At 32.9% G+C, this 18,046-nt stretch carries 17 protein-coding genes and 2 pseudogenes; 14 read left to right on the top strand and 5 right to left on the bottom strand.

Features of this window, described 5'->3' with window-relative positions:
• Window positions 1-95: 95 nt before the first annotated feature.
• Entirely contained in the window at window positions 96-566 is a 471-nt protein-coding gene (locus BAU23_RS09075; protein WP_001091989.1) for a DinB family protein, read from the bottom strand.
• Window positions 567-1,203: 637 nt separating this feature from the next.
• Here BAU23_RS09075 and BAU23_RS09080 point away from each other — a divergent pair.
• Genes BAU23_RS09080 through BAU23_RS09090 form a run of 3 tightly spaced genes read left to right on the top strand, consistent with a single transcriptional unit; the run spans window position 1,204 to window position 3,009 of the window.
• Entirely contained in the window at window positions 1,204-1,692 is a 489-nt protein-coding gene (locus BAU23_RS09080; protein WP_071734173.1) for a sigma-70 family RNA polymerase sigma factor, read from the top strand.
• Window position 1,693: 1 nt separating this feature from the next.
• Window positions 1,694-2,716 carry an anti-sigma factor gene (locus BAU23_RS09085; protein WP_071734175.1) on the top strand — a complete coding sequence of 341 codons (1,023 nt, stop codon included), beginning with the start codon at window positions 1,694-1,696 and terminating at the stop codon, window positions 2,714-2,716.
• Entirely contained in the window at window positions 2,698-3,009 is a 312-nt protein-coding gene (locus tag BAU23_RS09090; protein ID WP_071734177.1) for a hypothetical protein, read from the top strand. The genes BAU23_RS09085 and BAU23_RS09090 overlap by 19 nt, the downstream gene beginning before the upstream one ends.
• A gap of 157 nt (window positions 3,010-3,166) precedes the next feature.
• On the opposite strand, the gene BAU23_RS09095 is transcribed toward BAU23_RS09090, so the two are convergent.
• The gene (locus BAU23_RS09095) at window positions 3,167-3,988 is read right to left on the bottom strand and encodes a class I SAM-dependent methyltransferase (protein WP_071734179.1); all 822 of its coding nucleotides are present in this window, start codon (window positions 3,986-3,988) and stop codon (window positions 3,167-3,169) included.
• A gap of 43 nt (window positions 3,989-4,031) precedes the next feature.
• On the bottom strand, window positions 4,032-4,472 hold the full coding sequence (locus BAU23_RS09100) for a MarR family winged helix-turn-helix transcriptional regulator (RefSeq protein ID WP_000182278.1): 441 nt from the start codon (window positions 4,470-4,472) through the stop codon (window positions 4,032-4,034).
• A gap of 545 nt (window positions 4,473-5,017) precedes the next feature.
• On the opposite strand from BAU23_RS09100, the gene BAU23_RS09105 reads away from it, so the two are divergent.
• On the top strand, window positions 5,018-5,425 hold the full coding sequence (locus tag BAU23_RS09105; protein ID WP_000850343.1) for a GNAT family N-acetyltransferase: 408 nt from the start codon (window positions 5,018-5,020) through the stop codon (window positions 5,423-5,425).
• A 66-nt stretch (window positions 5,426-5,491) separates the two neighbouring features.
• A complete protein-coding gene (locus BAU23_RS09110; protein WP_000401483.1) occupies window positions 5,492-6,145 on the top strand; it encodes an MBL fold metallo-hydrolase in 654 nt (217 codons plus the stop codon).
• A gap of 132 nt (window positions 6,146-6,277) precedes the next feature.
• Here the strand turns inward: BAU23_RS09110 and BAU23_RS09115 are convergent, their stop codons facing one another.
• Complete coding sequence (locus BAU23_RS09115; protein WP_000436009.1) at window positions 6,278-6,895, bottom strand: TetR/AcrR family transcriptional regulator; 618 nt, start codon at window positions 6,893-6,895, stop codon at window positions 6,278-6,280.
• A 120-nt stretch (window positions 6,896-7,015) separates the two neighbouring features.
• Between BAU23_RS09115 and BAU23_RS09120 the strand changes: the two genes are divergently transcribed.
• From BAU23_RS09120 to BAU23_RS09155, 8 genes and pseudogenes are all read left to right on the top strand, one after another.
• The gene (locus BAU23_RS09120; RefSeq protein ID WP_071734181.1) at window positions 7,016-9,250 is read left to right on the top strand and encodes an MMPL family transporter; all 2,235 of its coding nucleotides are present in this window, start codon (window positions 7,016-7,018) and stop codon (window positions 9,248-9,250) included.
• A gap of 436 nt (window positions 9,251-9,686) precedes the next feature.
• Complete coding sequence (locus BAU23_RS09125) at window positions 9,687-11,267, top strand: spore germination protein (protein WP_016129395.1); 1,581 nt, start codon at window positions 9,687-9,689, stop codon at window positions 11,265-11,267.
• Entirely contained in the window at window positions 11,264-12,367 is a 1,104-nt protein-coding gene (locus BAU23_RS09130; protein WP_000605761.1) for a spore germination protein, read from the top strand. The genes BAU23_RS09125 and BAU23_RS09130 overlap by 4 nt, the downstream gene beginning before the upstream one ends.
• A pseudogene (locus tag BAU23_RS09135) lies at window positions 12,351-13,556 on the top strand (Ger(x)C family spore germination protein). Before BAU23_RS09130 ends, BAU23_RS09135 begins: the two are co-directional and overlap by 17 nt.
• A gap of 182 nt (window positions 13,557-13,738) precedes the next feature.
• Entirely contained in the window at window positions 13,739-14,266 is a 528-nt protein-coding gene (locus BAU23_RS09140) for a GNAT family N-acetyltransferase (RefSeq protein ID WP_071734183.1), read from the top strand.
• Between the two features lie 51 nt (window positions 14,267-14,317).
• The gene (locus tag BAU23_RS09145; RefSeq protein WP_071734185.1) at window positions 14,318-15,244 is read left to right on the top strand and encodes a GNAT family N-acetyltransferase; all 927 of its coding nucleotides are present in this window, start codon (window positions 14,318-14,320) and stop codon (window positions 15,242-15,244) included.
• Between the two features lie 189 nt (window positions 15,245-15,433).
• Complete coding sequence (locus BAU23_RS09150) at window positions 15,434-15,946, top strand: GNAT family N-acetyltransferase (RefSeq protein WP_000405227.1); 513 nt, start codon at window positions 15,434-15,436, stop codon at window positions 15,944-15,946.
• A 19-nt stretch (window positions 15,947-15,965) separates the two neighbouring features.
• Window positions 15,966-16,106: pseudogene (locus BAU23_RS09155) on the top strand (DUF2935 domain-containing protein); the annotation flags it as partial.
• 151 nt (window positions 16,107-16,257) lie between these two features.
• On the opposite strand, the gene BAU23_RS09160 reads toward BAU23_RS09155, so the two are convergent.
• Complete coding sequence (locus BAU23_RS09160; RefSeq protein WP_016129400.1) at window positions 16,258-17,148, bottom strand: DMT family transporter; 891 nt, start codon at window positions 17,146-17,148, stop codon at window positions 16,258-16,260.
• A 114-nt stretch (window positions 17,149-17,262) separates the two neighbouring features.
• On the opposite strand from BAU23_RS09160, the gene BAU23_RS09165 reads away from it, so the two are divergent.
• A complete protein-coding gene (locus tag BAU23_RS09165; RefSeq protein WP_001275930.1) occupies window positions 17,263-17,880 on the top strand; it encodes a helix-turn-helix domain-containing protein in 618 nt (205 codons plus the stop codon).
• Window positions 17,881-18,046 lie beyond the last annotated feature (166 nt).

Here is an 18,046-nt window from a genome sequence, read left to right on the forward strand (position 1 = left end):
AGGCGATTGAAAACCTCTTCGCTAAGACAAAAATACAATAAGCTGTCCGTATGGACAGCTTATTTACATAATTCTCGTTATTGGTAGTGAAATTATTAATCCCATATATTTGGTCGTTCAATTTTCATTGTTCTCATATAATCTAACATTTGTCCTGTATGAACACCCTCATGATATGCTATACGCATTAACATATCCCCTAAAGAACGAATATACCCTACATTTGAACGATCAATTTTAATTGTATTTAGATCTTCATTAGAAAAAGAACGAACAGTATCTAAAAATTGTTTGTGATATATCTCAGCAAAATCCAGTTCATCTTCGACAGATAAAAAAGGTCTGTTTTCAAATGGAGAATTATACTCTTTCAGACTTCCCCTATTTTCAATAGCCAGATGATAATAATGCTCTGATTCCAGTACATGCCGAATCATCTCTAAACAAGTCATAGCTTTTTCATCTGGTTTCCAATCCAATTTATCGCTAGGAATCGTTTTCCATATTTTTATACTCCGTCTTCTAACTTCTGTTAAGTTTAATAACAATAAATCAATTGTATTCATTTATATTTCTCCTCTCACTTAGCCTCATAAACAAGTTTACTAAATTTTCTAAACGAATGACAAACATTTGTTCTTACCCATGAATATAGTATTCATATAAGGTTAACATAACGCAACATTATCGGTAGCAAGAAAAAGGCGAATCCCTACTTTCAAGAGGAATTCGCCTTTTTCTTTTTCTATAACCCTATTCATCTTTTTATACATTCCTATCATGGTGCGGTTTTAGGGTTCTCGTTTGTTACTGAATGAGCCGTAAAAATGTATAAAATCTTGCATGCTCTTAGCGTGGATTTTTCCCTAAATACTGGATGAACCCTGTAAAGTAGTATTCAATTTTTTTGATGAATATAGAGCGACTTAAATAATAGGAGCCTCTATCGAAAGTTACTTAGTAATTTTCGATAGAGGCTTTTACTTATAATACTTAATTGTAGTTTTATATCTTTAACTTCGCGGTCGTTTTTCTTTTTTAAGGAATTTACAGTTATAACATCTCATATTTTGTTTATAATTGTAAATAGTTATCAAGATGTATAAATGTTATTTCTTTTTTAATAAATAAAAAATATAAAAAGGAAAAATAATGCAACTTTATAACGCGCTTATTCGTGTTATATATGAAAGGAGGAGGGGGATGGAAATTGAAGAAATATATAAGGTTTATATAAACGATGTGTACCGGTATTTATTTTCCCTTTCTCGTAGCCATCACGTAGCGGAGGACTTGATGCAGGAGACTTTTTATCGGGCGTATCTTTATCTAGAAGACTATGAAAACCAAAAGGTAAAATCATGGCTTTTTAAAGTGGCATATCATACGTTTATTGATTTTGTTAGGAAAGAGAAAAAAGTAGCTTTTGTAGGAACGGAGGAATTAGAGAAAATACAAGCAGGTGAATCTACAGAAGAGTACGTAGTCGCAAAAAATAGTTACGAAAAATTAATTCAGATTATTCATACTTTACCTGAGGTAGAGGCACAAGCTATTTTATTATATGACGTACATCAATTAACGTACGAAGAGGGTGCTTCTGTATTAGATTTAAAGTTAAACACATATAAAAGTCACATACTTCGTGGGAGAAAGAGATTAAAACAATTGTTAAAGGAGGAAAAGAGTTAAAATGACAAATGATAAACCTCATTCTGAAGAAGAAGGTTATAAAGAATTGTTACAAGAAGCTCTTCATCAAAGGCCTGCTTCTCTTCCTGATGGAAAACAGGAGCAAGTGTTGAAAATAGGAAAAAAAAGAGCACGTATCACGAATGTTTTGATTGTAGTTACTTTTTTATTACTTATCCAACCTATTTTATATGTATCTACACTCGCATACTATGCATTTGCACCTACAAACGCAATGGAGATACGGAATGTAGTAAAACAAACGTTAAGTGTAACGGAACCAAATGTATTTATGAAAGAAAGGGACATGGAGCAAACATTGTTACCGCTTAGTTTACAATTGCATTTTGATTTGTATAAAAGGGTAGGAAAGAAAGATATTCGAATAGGCGAAGAGAAAACATATTATTTATTAAGTAAAGCAACGAAAGTAAGCCGTGAATATACAATAGATGAAAAAATTCCAGAAGTCCTATATATAGATAATGAAGTATTATCTCATCCTAATAATTATAATGTGTCTTATAATAGTAGCGAGGAAGCTCAGGTATTAAAAGGTCTTCCACAAGAATCTGTTGTAGAAGCATTTGTATCTTTTAGAGAATTATTAAGTGTACAAGAGGTAAAGAACATGTTTCCTACTATTGATATTGTTTGGTATGCCGTGAATACAGGATTAGAGGAGAAGCAAAAGAATGATGAGGGTCAGTATGTTGCCCCAATTGGCTTTCCAGCAGATCTGATTTCAAGTCTAAGTGGTCCTTTTTTAAGTGACTCACCTCATGAGGAACAATTTATTGATGTGTTAAAGTCATTACGGAAGCATGAAGATTTAGCGGCGAAGCTATCTAGAGCGAAAACATTAGAGTTGTCAAAGCGTATTTCTTTCCTTGAAAAAAATGGGGTAAAAACATACGGGGCAGTTGTAACTGGACCTAAAGGAGAAGTTGAAAAATTGATGAGCCATGAAAAAGTTAGAAACTTGAAAGTAGGTGAAGCGAGATTATGGAATTGGCATTCTTAAAAAAAAGAAAGAGTCATATTTATAAACAGGAAACGTGGATGGGGATTATTTCATTAATTATTGCCTTTCTAGCGTTATTGTATTTGAACATTACATTGCTTATTCAAGAAATATTTATTGGCGAAGGTTTTCGAGAAATAGTTGGAGCTGGATTGATGTGTTCAGTCGTAGGCATGCTCACAAAAAGCAAAAGTCGAAAATATGCATTGTGGGCATGTAGTTTATTTGTTTTTATGATACTGTTTGCTGTATTTGGATTTATGTTAGGTTGGATGATAAGCTTTACGCCATAAATATGTGGAAAAGAGCGAATGTAGATTCGCTCTTTTTTAATGTGTAAAAAGTAAAATAGATAAGAGAAGAACCTATCAAATTTGAAAGGAGAGCACTATGCATCTAGGCTGTGGTTTTGTTGATATGTTTTCCGCTCACGTATAAGCTATAGATTTATCATTTTTCAAACCGCAAATGAACGAATTTCAACATCTTTATTAAATTTACAATCCGCATCATAATTCGTGTACTTCCATCCCAATCTTTATTTGTAGGTATATGTTTAAAGAAAGGGGAGCAGCTTAATATTTTTATGTTAGAAGACCACTTTTCTATTGCCTTTGGATTATTTACGTGAAAATACATCATAGCGCCGTTATTACCAGATTTTTTTACAGTAGCATTCGAAAGTGTCAGCGCGAACTTTGATTCAGCATCAAAATATAACTCTCCTCCAGGAAAACGTTTTGCCATAGCGACAATTATCTCCTTCAGATCTTCTTCTTTAAAGTAATAAAAAACACCGGCAGATATAAAAAGGATACCATTCATTTCGTTAAACTTAATATCGTCAAACCAAGAAGTATCAAAAAATGATTTGGCAATGCTTATATTTCGTGGTGTATCTTCAATTAATGTTTTGCGAAAAGCGATCGCATCAGGCAAATCAAGGTTATACCACTGTATTGTACCGTTATCAACTCTTGAAAAAGTAGTGTCTAGTCCAGAACCGATATTTACTATAGTAGCATTCGGATATTTTATAATAAATTGTTTAATAGTATCGTCTATTTTTCTTGCACGGGTAATGTAAGTGATACATCCGTATTCGCCAAATGTATCTGCTATTTTAGAGAAATCAAAGTCGCATTCATTAATAATACGAATTGCTTCCGTATCATTTAAAATATCCTTATTTTTCTCACTACCATATGCTCGTCCCCATAGGGGGATAAGCATAGTACCTTGAACTGATTGGAAATCTATTTCTTTAACCATGAAATGTCCTCCGTTTAATAATAAAAAATATTTTTATATATGATTAGTCGTTATTTAGCATTTTTGATAGCATTTTATTTGTTTTATACAGTCCGTAAGTTAAATCACGTTGATCTTCTTCATTGAGTTTTTCAAGATTACTAGTGAAATTATTATAAATTTGTTTCCATCTTTCATAATGTGCTTTTTCAGCTTTATCTGTTAGGGAGATTAAAACAGCTCGTTTATCTACTGTATCTTGTTTTTTTATAATGTATCCGTTTTGCTCTAAATTACGAACGGTTACACTTAATTGTTGTTTAGGTATGTTTAAATAACTAGCAATCATTTTTAAATTTACAGCGACTTTTTGCTGGGCAATATACTCAACTATGTGTTGCTCTAAATGTGTAAATTCAGTGGATTTCTCTGATAATAATTTGAAAGTACCTGACATATTTAGTAATAAATTCATGTATTCGTTTATTAATTCTTTATTAGTCATTATTTTCGGCGTCCTTTATCGGTTTAGTAATTATTTTATTACTATTTTCACTTAAAATCAAATAATAACATTGATATTAGTAAATATTCATTTACTAATATCAATGTTATTTAAATCGTGAGAGATACAGTAGAGAAAAAATTAAAGTTTTTTTATGAGAGGTGAATAGAAAGATTATAAAATATTACTTTATACATAAAAAACTAATGAAGCCAATGTCTTTTTCAGTCATTATACTATTAATAATTTTATGGTAAAATCTTTTACATAATTAAATAAAGGGGTAGTATACTATGGGTTATTTCTCAAATAGTTTATTAGTTTTATTTATTCTTATCGTATGTAGCTGTATGATTTTTGGTTGATAATATAATGATAGTTTTATATAAAAGAAGTTATCTCAGGTGAGGTAACTTTTTTTTATGTTAAGAAGGAATTCTATTTTTGTTATTGAAGTTTGTTCAAGTTAAGTTGATGACGGTCTGAAATTTTTAATAGAGTAATGTAAAAGAAGATACAAATAAATAGGAGAATAGGGAGGGTTTATGAAAACTAAAATAAGCTACACAATTGAACATCCAACAAAATTCAATGAATTATTAGCTTTATATGAATCTTTAGGATGGAATTCTCTAAAATTAACGGTTAATGAATTGGAACAAATGTGTAAACAAAGTTGGTATGTAATATATGTTTTTAAAGAGAACCAATTAATAGGTATGGGGCGTGTTATATCCGATGGTGTAATAACGGGGGTTATTTGCGGTGTATGTGTATTGCAAGAATATCAGTCCATTGGCATTGGAAAAGAAATAGTGGGACGATTAATCCAGCACTGTGAACAAAACAAAGTTATTCCCCAACTTATGTGTGTAGAAAATCTGCAATCTTACTATGAATCTATAGGGTTTGAGGCATTCTCTATTGGAATGACAAAACATATTATAAGATAGCCGGGCTTTATATTTTCTGTGTACTCGTACATATTTTCAAACTTCATTATAAAGGAGAATTGCTGTATGGAGATTGCTAAAGGAGTAGAAATGCTACACCTTGAATTTCAAGAATTTATTATTCACCCAATTCTTTTATGGGATGATGAAATGGCAGTTTTAATAGATACTGGTTTCCCTGGACAATTTGAAGATATACAAGTAGAGATGGAGAGGGTTGGGGTATCATTTGATAAGCTAAAAGTCCTAATTTTGACGCATCAGGATATAGATCATATAGGTAGTCTTCCTGAAATATTACAAAACCTTGGAAGTAATATAAAAGTTTATGCTCACGAACTAGATAAGCCATATATCGAGGGGGAGTTACCTTTATTGAAGGATGCACAAGTACAGAATCCTCCGAAAGGAAAGGTGAGTGATACTTTGATTGACGGTCAAGAACTTCCGTATTGCGGTGGCATTCGTATTCTCCATACCCCAGGGCACACTCCGGGTCATATCAGTTTATTTTTGAAACAAAGTAAAACTCTTGTTGCCGGGGATTCAATGTACAGTGTGAATGGAATGTTAGGAGGAATTCATGCCCCAACAACTTTAAATGTTAAGGAAGCACAGCAGTCTTTGAAGAAGTATTCAAATCTAGATATTGAATCAGTAGTTTGTTACCATGGGGGATTAAGTAAGGGAGATATAAATGCACAAATTCAAAAGCTGTAGACAAGAATGTATTGTTAATCAGTGCTAACGTACAATCTAATTGCTAGTATATAAATAAAACCCTTAAATTATAAAAGAGCATGTTTGAAGAAATTTCAAACATGCTCTTTATTAAATATAATCAATTTAATTTTAATGACTTAACCCATTCCAATAAAAAGAAACGATTTCTTTTGCTAATTCATCTATATTTGCAAGAATAGGATTGTTATTCTCATCTTTAAAATTCCCGATTGATAATAAAGCTACGAAAGCATGGGCAGCTAATTTTGGATTCCCATTAGGTATTTCTTCAATATGCATCGCATTAGCAATTGATTTTTCCAATACTTCATACATGTTATCTTCGGCATTTTTTAGTTCCTTTAATTGCTCTGCAGATAAAGATAGTTTTGCATCTTTCATAAAGTTCTTCATATCAATATCCATCGTTGCGTGTAAGTATACTGTAGCAAAGTCCAATAATCTTTCTTCCAAATTCTTATTTGTAGAGAGGATTTGCTCCATATTTTCTCTTATTCGTACCATCATTTGAATCATAGTAGCGGTAAATAAATCCGCTTTTGTTGAATAGTAATAGTAGACGGTTGCTTTTGTAACACCACATTCTTTCGCGACCTCATCCATCGAAACAACTTGATAATTTTGAGTGAGAAATAACCTAGTTGCAACTTCTAAAATGATTTCTTTTGTAGATTTTGTATTTTTATTTTGACGAGGCCTTCCGAGAGGACGTTGTTTTTGTTCCAACTACATTCGCTCCTGACATTTATGATTGAGATAATTATAACATAATTTTTAATCATACTTGATTAATTAACTGACCAGTATATATAATTAATATTGGAGGGAAAAGGAAGGTGGGTTTTTATGAAAAAGCACCCGTTACATATGTTAGGGAAGATTGTAGCAGGGAAGAATACGCAATGGATAACATTATCGGTATGGATTCTTATTACATTGGTACTTTCATTTACGTTGCCACAAGTAAACAGTATGAAAGAACCGAATCCGAAAAATTTACCTGAAACAGCTATGTCACAGCAAGCTGAAACACTTATGAAAAAAGAATTTCCTAATAATGCAGGAAATCCGTTGTTAGTAGTATGGCATAGAGATGGTGGATTACAGTCAAAGGATTATAAACTCATACAAGACGTTTATAAAGAATTAAAGGCCAGTCCTTTAAAAGAACAATCAACATTACCACCATTTGATACAATTCCAGAGCAAGTATTATCAAAAAGCGCATCAAAGGATGGTACATCATTTGTTACACCGGTATTCTTTAATAAATCTGCTGGAACGGATATATTAAAAGGTAATTTAGAAGAGTTACGAAAAATAGTGAATAGCAAAGTGGACGGAGATCCTTTTAAACAAAAGATTACCAGCTCTGGTTTACATGTTCGATTATCTGGACCTGTAGGTATTCAAACGGATGCGGTTAGTTTATTTAGTCAAGCAGATGTGAAATTATTAGTTGCTACCGTATTACTCGTATTAGGTTTATTAATTTTATTGTATCGTTCACCAATTTTAGCAATTTTACCTTTACTTGTTGTGGGCTTTGCATACGGTATTATTAGTCCTACACTTGGTTTTTTAGCCGATCACGGATGGATTAAAGTAGATGCCCAAGCGATATCAATCATGACAGTATTATTGTTTGGTGCTGGAACGGACTATTGTTTATTTTTAATTTCGAGATATAGAGATTACTTGTTAGAAGAAGAAAGTAAATATAAAGCGCTGCAACTTGCGATTAAAGCATCTGGCGGGGCAATTATAATGAGTGCCTTAACTGTTGTACTTGGATTAGGAACATTATTACTTGCTCAGTATGGTGCCTTTCATCGATTTGCAGTACCATTTAGTGTTGCTGTATTCATAATGGGGATTGCTGCTTTAACAATTCTTCCGGCATTTTTATTAATTTTCGGCAGAGTTGCATTCTTCCCGTTTATACCGAGAACGACTTCGATGAATGAAGAGTTTGCAAGAAAGAAAAAGAAAGTAGTAAAAGTCAAAAAATCAAAAGGCCTATTTAGTAAAAAGCTTGGAGATATTGTAGTACGAAGACCGTGGACAATTATAATGCTAACCGTATTTGTATTAGGTGGATTAGCTTCATTCGTACCGCGCATTCAATACACTTATGACCTATTAGAATCATTTCCAAAAGATATGCCTTCACGTGAAGGGTTTACGTTGATTAGTGATCATTTTTCGGCTGGTGAACTAGCACCTGTAAAAATTGTTGTTGATACGAAAGGAAAAGAGCTTCCTATTAAGCAAGAAATTGAGAAATTTTCTTTTGTAAATACAGTGAAAGAGCCAAAAGAGGGAAAAGACAATAAACAGATACAAATGTATGAAGTTTCTTTAGCGGAGAATCCTTACTCAATTGAAGCATTAGATCAAATCCCTAAATTGAAAAGTAGTGTAGAAAAAGTACTAAAAGATGCTGGGATTAGTAATGCTGAAAATCAATTGTGGATTGGCGGAGAAACAGCGTCATTATATGATACCAAGCAAATTACTGAACGTGATGAAGCGGTTATTATTCCGGTTATGATTAGTATTATCGCATTACTTTTACTTGTGTATTTACGTTCAATCGTTGCGATGATTTACTTAATTGTAACTGTCGTTTTATCATTCTTCTCTGCATTAGGAGCTGGATGGATATTACTTCATTTTGGTATGGGAGCTCCAGCAATACAAGGTGCGATACCGTTATATGCATTCGTATTTTTAGTTGCCTTAGGGGAAGATTATAATATTTTTATGGTTTCAGAAATATGGAAAAACAGAAAGAAACAAAATCATCTAGATGCAGTGAAAAATGGTGTTATACAAACAGGTAGTGTCATTACATCAGCAGGTTTAATTTTAGCAGGAACATTTGCAGTATTAGGTACGTTACCAATTCAAGTTTTAGTTCAATTCGGTATTGTGACAGCAATTGGTGTATTGCTAGACACATTTATTGTAAGACCACTACTTGTGCCTGCGATTACGGTCGTTTTAGGACGATTTGCTTTTTGGCCAGGAAAGCTTTGGAAAGAAGAAAAGCAATTACAAAAAGAAGATACTTTATAAAAGAAGGTTGCCGATAAAGTCAGTAAAACTGATTTTTAGGCAGCCTTCTTTTTTGTTTGCTTGATAAAGAATGACCATTTTGAATATGCAACGAAAAATATAGAGGAAATGTAACATGAGGTTCTAAGTGCATCAAAATTTTTCTTATCAGACATAATAATTCGTAAGAAATTCCAATTGAGTGAGGAATTTCTAAAATTATGTATTGTAATAGGATGATGAAAATGTGGGGCACGATTGTTTCTTATGTACCTGAGTGGAAAGTTTTTATACACGCCTTTTTCGTACTTTTCATTCCATTTATAATTTCAAGATTTTTTAGTTGGATTCGCGCACTAGAAAAAGAATAATATAACGAACCATACGGAGGACTTAAGTGAGGATAAATATTGATATGTTAAGAAGATTAGTATAGGAAGTTTTTTGAGAAAGAGTGATGAAGGTGAAAGCGCAGGATTCAATCGTTAACCAAAGCCAAGAACAAGGAAATACATATGAGAATAACGCAACAACAGTTTCTGAAGATTATTTTACAGGTGATTTCAACTTAGATCTAGAGGTTATAAAAAAAGAAGCTCTTGATAACTCGGACGTTTATTGTCGAGAGTTTAATATCGGTGGGACTAGCATCCGGGCAGTTCTTGTTTTTGTAGAAGGGCTTTCAGATAAAGATCTTATTGATACGCACATTTTGAAATCATTAATGGGTAATTTTTTTGATGAGTATAAAGATGAATCATCTAGTGCGAAAGAGAGTATTTCAAAAGAGTATATTAGAAATCAGGTTCTTTCTATTAGTGGAATCGATGAAGTACAATCCATACAAAAAATGATGCCAAAAGTGTTAATGGGTTCAACGGCATTATTAATTGATGGATTATCAGATGTATTAATACTTAATACAAAAAAAGGAAAAACACGTAATGTTGAAGAGCCAATATCAGAGGGATCGGTTAGGGGTCCACGGGTAGGTTTCACAGAAGTTTTGTCGGACAATACTGCTTTGTTGCGGTTACACGGTGAAAATGAAGGATTATCATTAGTGAAATTTCATGTAGGAGAACGGGCTAAGAAAGACTTGGTTGTTGCCTTTATGAAAGAGATTGCTGATCCAGAGTTAGTAGAAGAAGTTAAGAAAAGAATTGAGAAAATTAATATTGATAATGTGCCAGAGTCAGGTTATATAGAACAACTTATTGAAGATAATTATCTTAGTCCTTTCCCCCAAGTACAGAGTACGGAACGTCCTGATAAAGTTATCGCTGCATTAATGGAAGGAAGGGTTGCAATTTTATTAGATGGAACACCTTTTGCATTAATTGTTCCAGTTACATTTAGCATGATGATGCAATCGCCTGAAGATTATTATGAGCGTTGGATACCAGGTACACTGATTCGTTTATTGCGTTTTGGAACAGCTATTATTTCTCTATTTGCTCCCGCTCTGTACATTTCATTTATTTCATTCCATCCTGGACTGATTCCAACTAAGTTAGCCATTTCAATTATAGGAGGGCGAGAAGGCGTTCCGTTTCCTGCAATTATAGAAGGATTATTTATGGAAATTGCTATTGAAATTTTACGAGAAGCAGGGCTACGACTACCTAAGCCGATTGGTTCAGCGATGGGAATTGTAGGAGGATTAATCATTGGGCAAGCAGCTGTATCAGCTGGAATTGTGAGTCCAATCATGGTAATTGTTGTGGCGGCCACGGCTATTTCTTCTTTTGCACTTTCTCATTATAGTACAGCAATTCCATTACGTATTCTTCGCTTTGTAGCTATGTTTTCCGCTTCTATATTCGGATTATATGGAGTTATTCTATTTTTCTTATTTATATGCAGTCATATTGCAAGGCTTAAAAGTTTTGGTGTACCTTATGCTAGCCCGGCTGTCTTATATCAAGTTACCGATTGGAAGGATTTTATTGTTCGTATGCCAATTCAGATGATGAAGCGACGTCCGAAAATGTTGAATTTAAAAGACTATGTACGGAAAGGAAGTGAAGAGGAATGATTATGAACTCAAAGGACAAAATTCCGACTTCACAGGCAGCTGTGATTCTTATCAATTATATACTTGCTATCGGAATCCTCACTTTACCTAGAACAGCAGCTGAGAAAGTGCAAACTCCTGATGTTTGGATAACGGTTATTTTAGGAGGATTAATTGCGATAGTTGCAGGTATAATTATCGTGAAGTTAAGTCAACAATTTCCTGAAAAAACATTTTATCAATATAGCCAAGAACTTGTAGGGAAATGGCTTGGAGTGTTAATTAGTTTGTTGATTATCGGTTACTTTTTAACACTTTCTTCCTTTGAACTTAGAACGTTGGAATGTATAACAAGTTTCTTTCTATTAGAAGGTACGCCTGACTGGGCTATTCTTATACCATTCATGTGGATAAGTCTTTATTTAAATCTAGGCGGAATAAATGCGATAGCACGTTTATTTGAAATTATTTTTCCAATTACAGTTTTTATTTTTTTAGTGACATCTTTTATGAGTATTGGAATATTTGAACTGGATAATCTTCGTCCTGTATTAGGATTAGGGATTGTTCCGGTATTAAAAGGCTTAAAAACAACAACTATGGCATATTCGGGTGCTGAAATTATGTTAATACTTTTAGCCTTTATGAAGAAGCCATCTCAAGGTGTAAGGGTTGTAATAATTAGCACTATGATTCCTTTACTTTTTTATGTCATTACAGTTGTAATGGTTATAGGAGCGTTTTCTATCGATGGTGTGTTGGTGAGAACATGGCCTACAATTGACCTTATGAGAAGTTTTGAAATTCAAGGCTTAATTTTTGAACGGTTTGAATCTTTGTTACTAGTGATATGGATTATGCAAATCTTTGCAACATATACAATTTGTTATTATGCAGCTGCTTTAGGGTTAGCGCAGCTCTTTAATAAAAATATTCATTCCTTTTTATATGGATTACTTCCGGTAATATATATCGTTGCGGCAATTCCTAAAAACATAAATGAATTATTTGAACTTGGAAATTTGATTAGTAACGCAGCGATTATATTATTTGGTATTCTCCCGTTTCTTCTCCTTATGATAGCAAAGGGGAGGAAAAACAGGCATGAATCAAAATGTTAAAGGTAAAAAATTTATTATAAGAATAACGTCAATAGTTTTTCTCTTATTACTTACAGGATGCTGGAGTAGTCATGAAATCGAGGAGTTAGGTTTCGCCGTAGGTTTAGCGATAGATAAAGGAAAAGAAACTAAGATTGAGAAAGAGATTGTAGAAAAGGGCGGCGGATATAAAAAGAAGAATTTAATAACAACCACCTATCAGTTTGTTAAAGCACAATCATCATCAGACGGAGGAAAAGGTGGAGTATCACAACAAAAGGCTTATATGAATGTTGCAGAAACAGGAGATTCTGTTCATCAATCAATACGTGAAGTTGCATTAAGAAGGCAAAGGCCTATCATTTTTCACCATACAAAAGTAATAGTTGTTAGTGAAAGTATTGCACGAACATATAATTTAACGCAGTTATTGGACATTTATGTTCGTGATAATGAAATGAGACCTAGTTGCTTTATTATGGTTAGTAAAGGGGTAGCTAGTGATGTGTTAAAATCAAAAGAATCAGGGGAGATTCCAGCATTTCGCTTGATTGAAATCGAAGATAACCAATATAGATCCTCACGAATTTTACCGCCGATGCCACTTGCAAAACTACCAGGAAAGGTGAAATCTGGAGCGAGTTTTCTTTTGCCAAACGTGATTTCTATAGACGGAGAAGTGAAATATGTAGGTGCTGCTGTTATGAAAGGAAGTACAAAAAAACTCCGTGGCTTTTTGAACGAGAATGAATTAGAGGGCTGAATGTGGATAACTGCAAAAGGGAAAAGTGGCTTGGTGAAAAGTTATGATAAAAAGACGGGAAAATTAGTTATGTATGAAGTGAAATCTATGAAAAGTAAAATTACGCCTCATGTTAAAGGGGATAAGCTCTCTTTCGATGTCAATGTTCAGTCTGTGGGCCGGTTATCCGAAAACTGGTCTGAGTCAGAGGAAGCTTTTAAAAATGCATTTCTCAAAAGAGTGGAGCAATCTGCCCAACAAGAAGTGAGGCGATTAGTGAAACATACATTGCAAAAAATTCAAAAGGAATATAAAACTGACGTTGCTGGCTTTAACACTAGTTTGAAAATCGAGTATCCAAAAGTATGGAAAAAAGTTGAAAAAGATTGGGATAAAGTATTTAGTAAGACTCCAATTAAATATAATGTAAAGTTAACAATTGAAGATTATGGTACGGAAGGTGCATAACAAAGAAACAACAAAAAATATACAAAAGCTCTGAAGCATGAATTTTTTTATAAAAATGCTCCAGAGCTTTTTATTGTACTTAGTAAATGAATAAGAAGATATATATTCCGTTTTAATATTCTTTATTTTATAATTATTTATAAGTGTTAGTAAATATAATCACTAAAAATAGGAGTGATGAAATGACAATATTACCTATACGAAAAGATGAGGCCATAATTATTAATATGGCAAAACTATATTGTAAAGTGTTTGATAAAAGAAATTTTGATGAAATGGTAGAACGAATTACAAGACATATGGGATATACAGATTTTAAAGGAGTATTAGCAATAAATGATGAAAATGAAGTTATTGGTTTTACTTATGGTTATCGTTCTTTGGAAGGATACTACTATAATCAATTAATGAGAAAATCATTGAATTTGGAACAAGTAGACCAATGGTTAGAAGATTGTTTTGAATTTGTAGAGTTAGCAGTTCATCCGGAATATCGAAATGAGGGTCTTGGAACGAAATTACATAATGAATTATTAGAATGGGTTCCAAATAGAACAAGTGTTTTAACTACACAAATAAACAATGAAAAAGCGCGTTCTTTATATGGAAAATTAGATTGGGTAAATGTATTGGAACCATTTCATCCAAGTAAAGATGATGTTCCTTATGTAATAATGGGAAAAGTATTAAAGACAAAAGTGAATAAATAACTTTGTTGTACATATAAGTTATTGGTTTATAACATTTAAGGGGAAAACAAAATGACGATAATATCTATTGAAAAAGCTACAATTTTAGATGCTGAAAAGTTAACAGAAATAATGAAAAGGACATTCGATGAAGAAGCAAAACGATGGTTGTGTGACCAAGAGGGGGTAATTGATTATAACATTCAACCACCAGGGTATTCTTCAGTTGAGATGACTATATATTCGATCGAAGAATTAGATTATTTTAAAGTGATAATGGACGAAGAAATTGTCGGTGGAATTATAGTTACGATTTCTGGTAAGTCTTACGGCAGAATTGATCGTATTTTTGTAAATCCCAAACATCAAGGAAAAGGGATCGGATCACAGGTTATCGATTTTATAGAAGAAGAGTTTCCGAGCGTAAGAATTTGGGATCTTGAGACATCTAGTAGACAAATAAATAACCACCATTTTTATAAAAAAATGGGCTTTGAAACAATTTTTGAAACGGAAGATGAATATTGTTATGTGAAAAGAATAAAGAAAGCTTCAAGCGAAGAAAACTTAGTTAATAATAATGATATGAAAAATGGGCAATACGAAAACTGTAATTTGGTAAATACAGAGTATTATCAAGTGAATTTAAAAGGTAGTTCATTTGTTTATAGCAATGTAATGAATATTAATTTGAGCAATTGTAATTTAAGTCAATCAAAGTTTAAAAATATAAATTTGAGGAACTCCTCATATACAGATTTAAATCTTTCAGGTAGTAAATTTAACTTGGTGACATTAGGTGGAGTGCAATTCAAGAATACAAATCTTGGAACTGAAAAGGAGCCTATTTCATTTGAACGATGTGATTTGGAAGGATGTATAATAAGTAATAGTAATCTTGAAAACGCGGAAATAGAAAATTGTAATATAACTGGTATGAAAATAAACGGTATTCCAGTAGAAGAGCTGCTTGAATTGTATAATCAAGTAAAAAGTTAAATAAAAAATCACTTAGTGTCTTCTAAGTGATTTTTTATTTTGAACGAGTATGAATAATGAATAAGAGATGATGTTCAAAAATGGATATTATATCGGAATAATTATATAAAAATAACATAAAGAAATAAGGGTAGGTAGGATTTTCCGGTTGGATATTAGAATAATGATACTTGAATGGAGGAGAGAAAGATGGAGATTAACGTTAGAGCAGTAGAAATACAAGATGCTAGAGCAATTCATCGTATATGCATTCAAAATGATGTTTTACCATATATGGTTTTTCTACCTAGTATGCGTGTAGATGCAATGGAGAATAGAATTCGAAATTTAGCGCAGAATCAATTTGAATTTGTAGCAGAATATGATGGAGAAGTTGTTGGATTTGTCGGTTTAACCCAAAGCCCAGGACGAAGATCTCACTCGGGTGATTTATTCATCGGAGTAGATAGTGAATATCACAATAAGGGAATTGGAAAAGCACTTCTTACAAAAATGCTGGATTTAGCTGATAATTGGCTAATGTTAGAACGAGTGGAACTTGGTGTATTAGAAACGAATCCTAGAGCCAAAGTATTATATGAAAAATTTGGATTTATCGAAGAGGGTGTAAAGGTTGGGAATTTGAAGGCGCATGGGAAATTTGTTAACGAAATCATAATGAGTCGTTTTAGACCAAATGGTTTGATTGTACATAATAAATAGAGGTGTAAATTGAACGGAAATATCGACATGCCAAATTCGGAATGTTATTAATCCGTTGCTTGCTGATCATGTTACAAGAGAGGCAGAGCATTTCCTCTTCATGATTCATGTATTGGAGCAAAGGCTAAAGCAAAAGCAGGTAGAACAATCTCCGCAATAATAAATAAACAAGAAAAGCATGACATTAGTTTGTCATGCTTTTCTTGTTTATCCCGCTATTTGTGGGAGTTTTACTGCCTGTAAACGCCCGATTGGTGAGGCCTAATAATCAGCGGGAGGTGAACAAAAAACCTACTGATTAAAGTTTCACTTTATAAATTGTGATCCAATTGTTTCGGTTGTAATAAAAATAATGCTAATCCACTGAAAATAAGTAGAATTCCTAATCCTTGCTGTAAAGAAATTGTTTCATCTAAAATGAAGTAGGCTAGAATGCAAGTTCCAATTGTTTCTCCTAAAATACTCATCGAGATAACCGTAGCGCTCATCCATTTCAATAACCAATTGAAAATTGTTTGTCCTAAAATCGTTGCAATGAATGCCAGACCTATAAAGGACCACCATGTTTGTGAAGTGTAATGTAAGAAAGATGATTGCTGTGTGTAAGCAAATATGCCGAGAAATAAAGAACTACTGCCATAACTAATTACCGAGTACGGTATTAGGGAGAGGTCTTTACGAACATGTTGACTAATCAAAAAGTAAGCTGTTATAACGCCAGCAGCAATAAAAGCTAAAATATCGCCGTATAAAGCTTCTCCGCTAATCTGAAAATCTTGCCACCCGATCACGACACTTCCTGAAATTGCAATAAGGCAGCCTATAATCGCACCTTTTGTAAACCGTTCCTTAAATAAAAAATAACCACCGACCATTGAAAATAAAGGTTGCAACGTTACGATAACTGTAGAACTTGCTACAGAAGTATACTGTAATGATTCAAACCAGAGGACATAATGACCTGCTAGAAATAATCCAGATAAGAGTCCAAATCCCCATTGTTTTTTTGATAATGAGCGAAGTTCGGTTCGATTACTTGTATTAAATATTAGAAATGGTAAAAGAATTGCCGTAGCAAACAATAATCGATAAAAAGCAGTGATTGCTGCAGGGGCATCAGCTATTTTTACAAAGATAGCTGAAGTAGATAAGGCGAACACGCCGAAAAATAAGGTGAAATATGAAAGAATAGGTGATTTCAAAGTTTGTCCCTCCGTTATGTTGTTTATTATAATGAAAAATATATAATATAATGTACAAGAGTTAGTATATAAGCCTTAGGTGAAATAAGGAAGGATTTATTGCTCCTGTTTAGTATGTCAGCACAAAAGGAACAAAAGATGTATTATGATGGACGAAAGGAAGTTGTAACAATGATTCATTATCGACTGGGTCAAACTGTTTTAAGTTATCGTAAGAAAAATAATATGACAATTCGTGAATTTGCTGATTATGCAGGAATTAGTACTTCACTTATTAGTCAAATTGAAAGAGGAAATGCCAATCCTTCTTTAAATGTATTGGAATTAATTGCGAAAGCATTAAATGTCCCGCTATTTACTCTTTTTATTAATGATATTGATACAGACTCACTTATTTCTAAGAAGAAAGATCGAAAAAAAGTATATCGAGAAAATAATGATCATATTGTTTATGATGTGCTAACACCAGATTTTATGAAAGCTCGCATTGAAATGCTAATGATGGATTTAAATGAACACGCAAATACAACAGAAAGTCATTATTCTCACGAAAATAAAGAAGAAATTGCGGTTGTAATGAAGGGGGAAGTGTATGTGGAATTAGAAGGGCGTGAATACTTTTTAGAAGAAGGAGACGTTGTGCGTATTCCACCGAATGTGAAGCATAGATTTTTGAATAAGAGTGATGAGATGAATCATATCTTATTTGTGCTAACACCTTCCTTAAGCTAAGAGAGTAACTTAAGAATACATACTAAGTGGTAACATAATAGAAAATATGAATTACGTAAAGATTCGCGCGTATAATAAAAGCCTTTCTATAAATACATACACATTTGATTTTCACTATTTATGTTAAATAAGATGAGAGATTTGACAAAAGAAAAAACAAAAATAT

It is taken from the genome of Bacillus nitratireducens, from assembly GCF_001884135.1.
GTDB lineage: Bacteria > Bacillota > Bacilli > Bacillales > Bacillaceae_G > Bacillus_A > Bacillus_A nitratireducens.

Coding starts and splice junctions, on each gene's coding strand:
- BAU23_RS09145 (WP_071734185.1), top strand. CDS start 14,318: ATGACGATAATATCTATTGAAAAAGCTACAATTTTAGATGCTGAAAAG.
- BAU23_RS09125 (WP_016129395.1), top strand. CDS start 9,687: ATGAAGGTGAAAGCGCAGGATTCAATCGTTAACCAAAGCCAAGAACAA.
- BAU23_RS09130 (WP_000605761.1), top strand. CDS start 11,264: ATGATTATGAACTCAAAGGACAAAATTCCGACTTCACAGGCAGCTGTG.
- BAU23_RS09140 (WP_071734183.1), top strand. CDS start 13,739: ATGACAATATTACCTATACGAAAAGATGAGGCCATAATTATTAATATG.
- BAU23_RS09110 (WP_000401483.1), top strand. CDS start 5,492: ATGGAGATTGCTAAAGGAGTAGAAATGCTACACCTTGAATTTCAAGAA.
- BAU23_RS09100 (WP_000182278.1), bottom strand. CDS start 4,472: ATGACTAATAAAGAATTAATAAACGAATACATGAATTTATTACTAAAT.
- BAU23_RS09085 (WP_071734175.1), top strand. CDS start 1,694: ATGACAAATGATAAACCTCATTCTGAAGAAGAAGGTTATAAAGAATTG.
- BAU23_RS09075 (WP_001091989.1), bottom strand. CDS start 566: ATGAATACAATTGATTTATTGTTATTAAACTTAACAGAAGTTAGAAGA.
- BAU23_RS09105 (WP_000850343.1), top strand. CDS start 5,018: ATGAAAACTAAAATAAGCTACACAATTGAACATCCAACAAAATTCAAT.
- BAU23_RS09165 (WP_001275930.1), top strand. CDS start 17,263: ATGTCAGCACAAAAGGAACAAAAGATGTATTATGATGGACGAAAGGAA.
- BAU23_RS09080 (WP_071734173.1), top strand. CDS start 1,204: ATGGAAATTGAAGAAATATATAAGGTTTATATAAACGATGTGTACCGG.
- BAU23_RS09095 (WP_071734179.1), bottom strand. CDS start 3,988: ATGGTTAAAGAAATAGATTTCCAATCAGTTCAAGGTACTATGCTTATC.
- BAU23_RS09120 (WP_071734181.1), top strand. CDS start 7,016: ATGAAAAAGCACCCGTTACATATGTTAGGGAAGATTGTAGCAGGGAAG.
- BAU23_RS09090 (WP_071734177.1), top strand. CDS start 2,698: ATGGAATTGGCATTCTTAAAAAAAAGAAAGAGTCATATTTATAAACAG.
- BAU23_RS09150 (WP_000405227.1), top strand. CDS start 15,434: ATGGAGATTAACGTTAGAGCAGTAGAAATACAAGATGCTAGAGCAATT.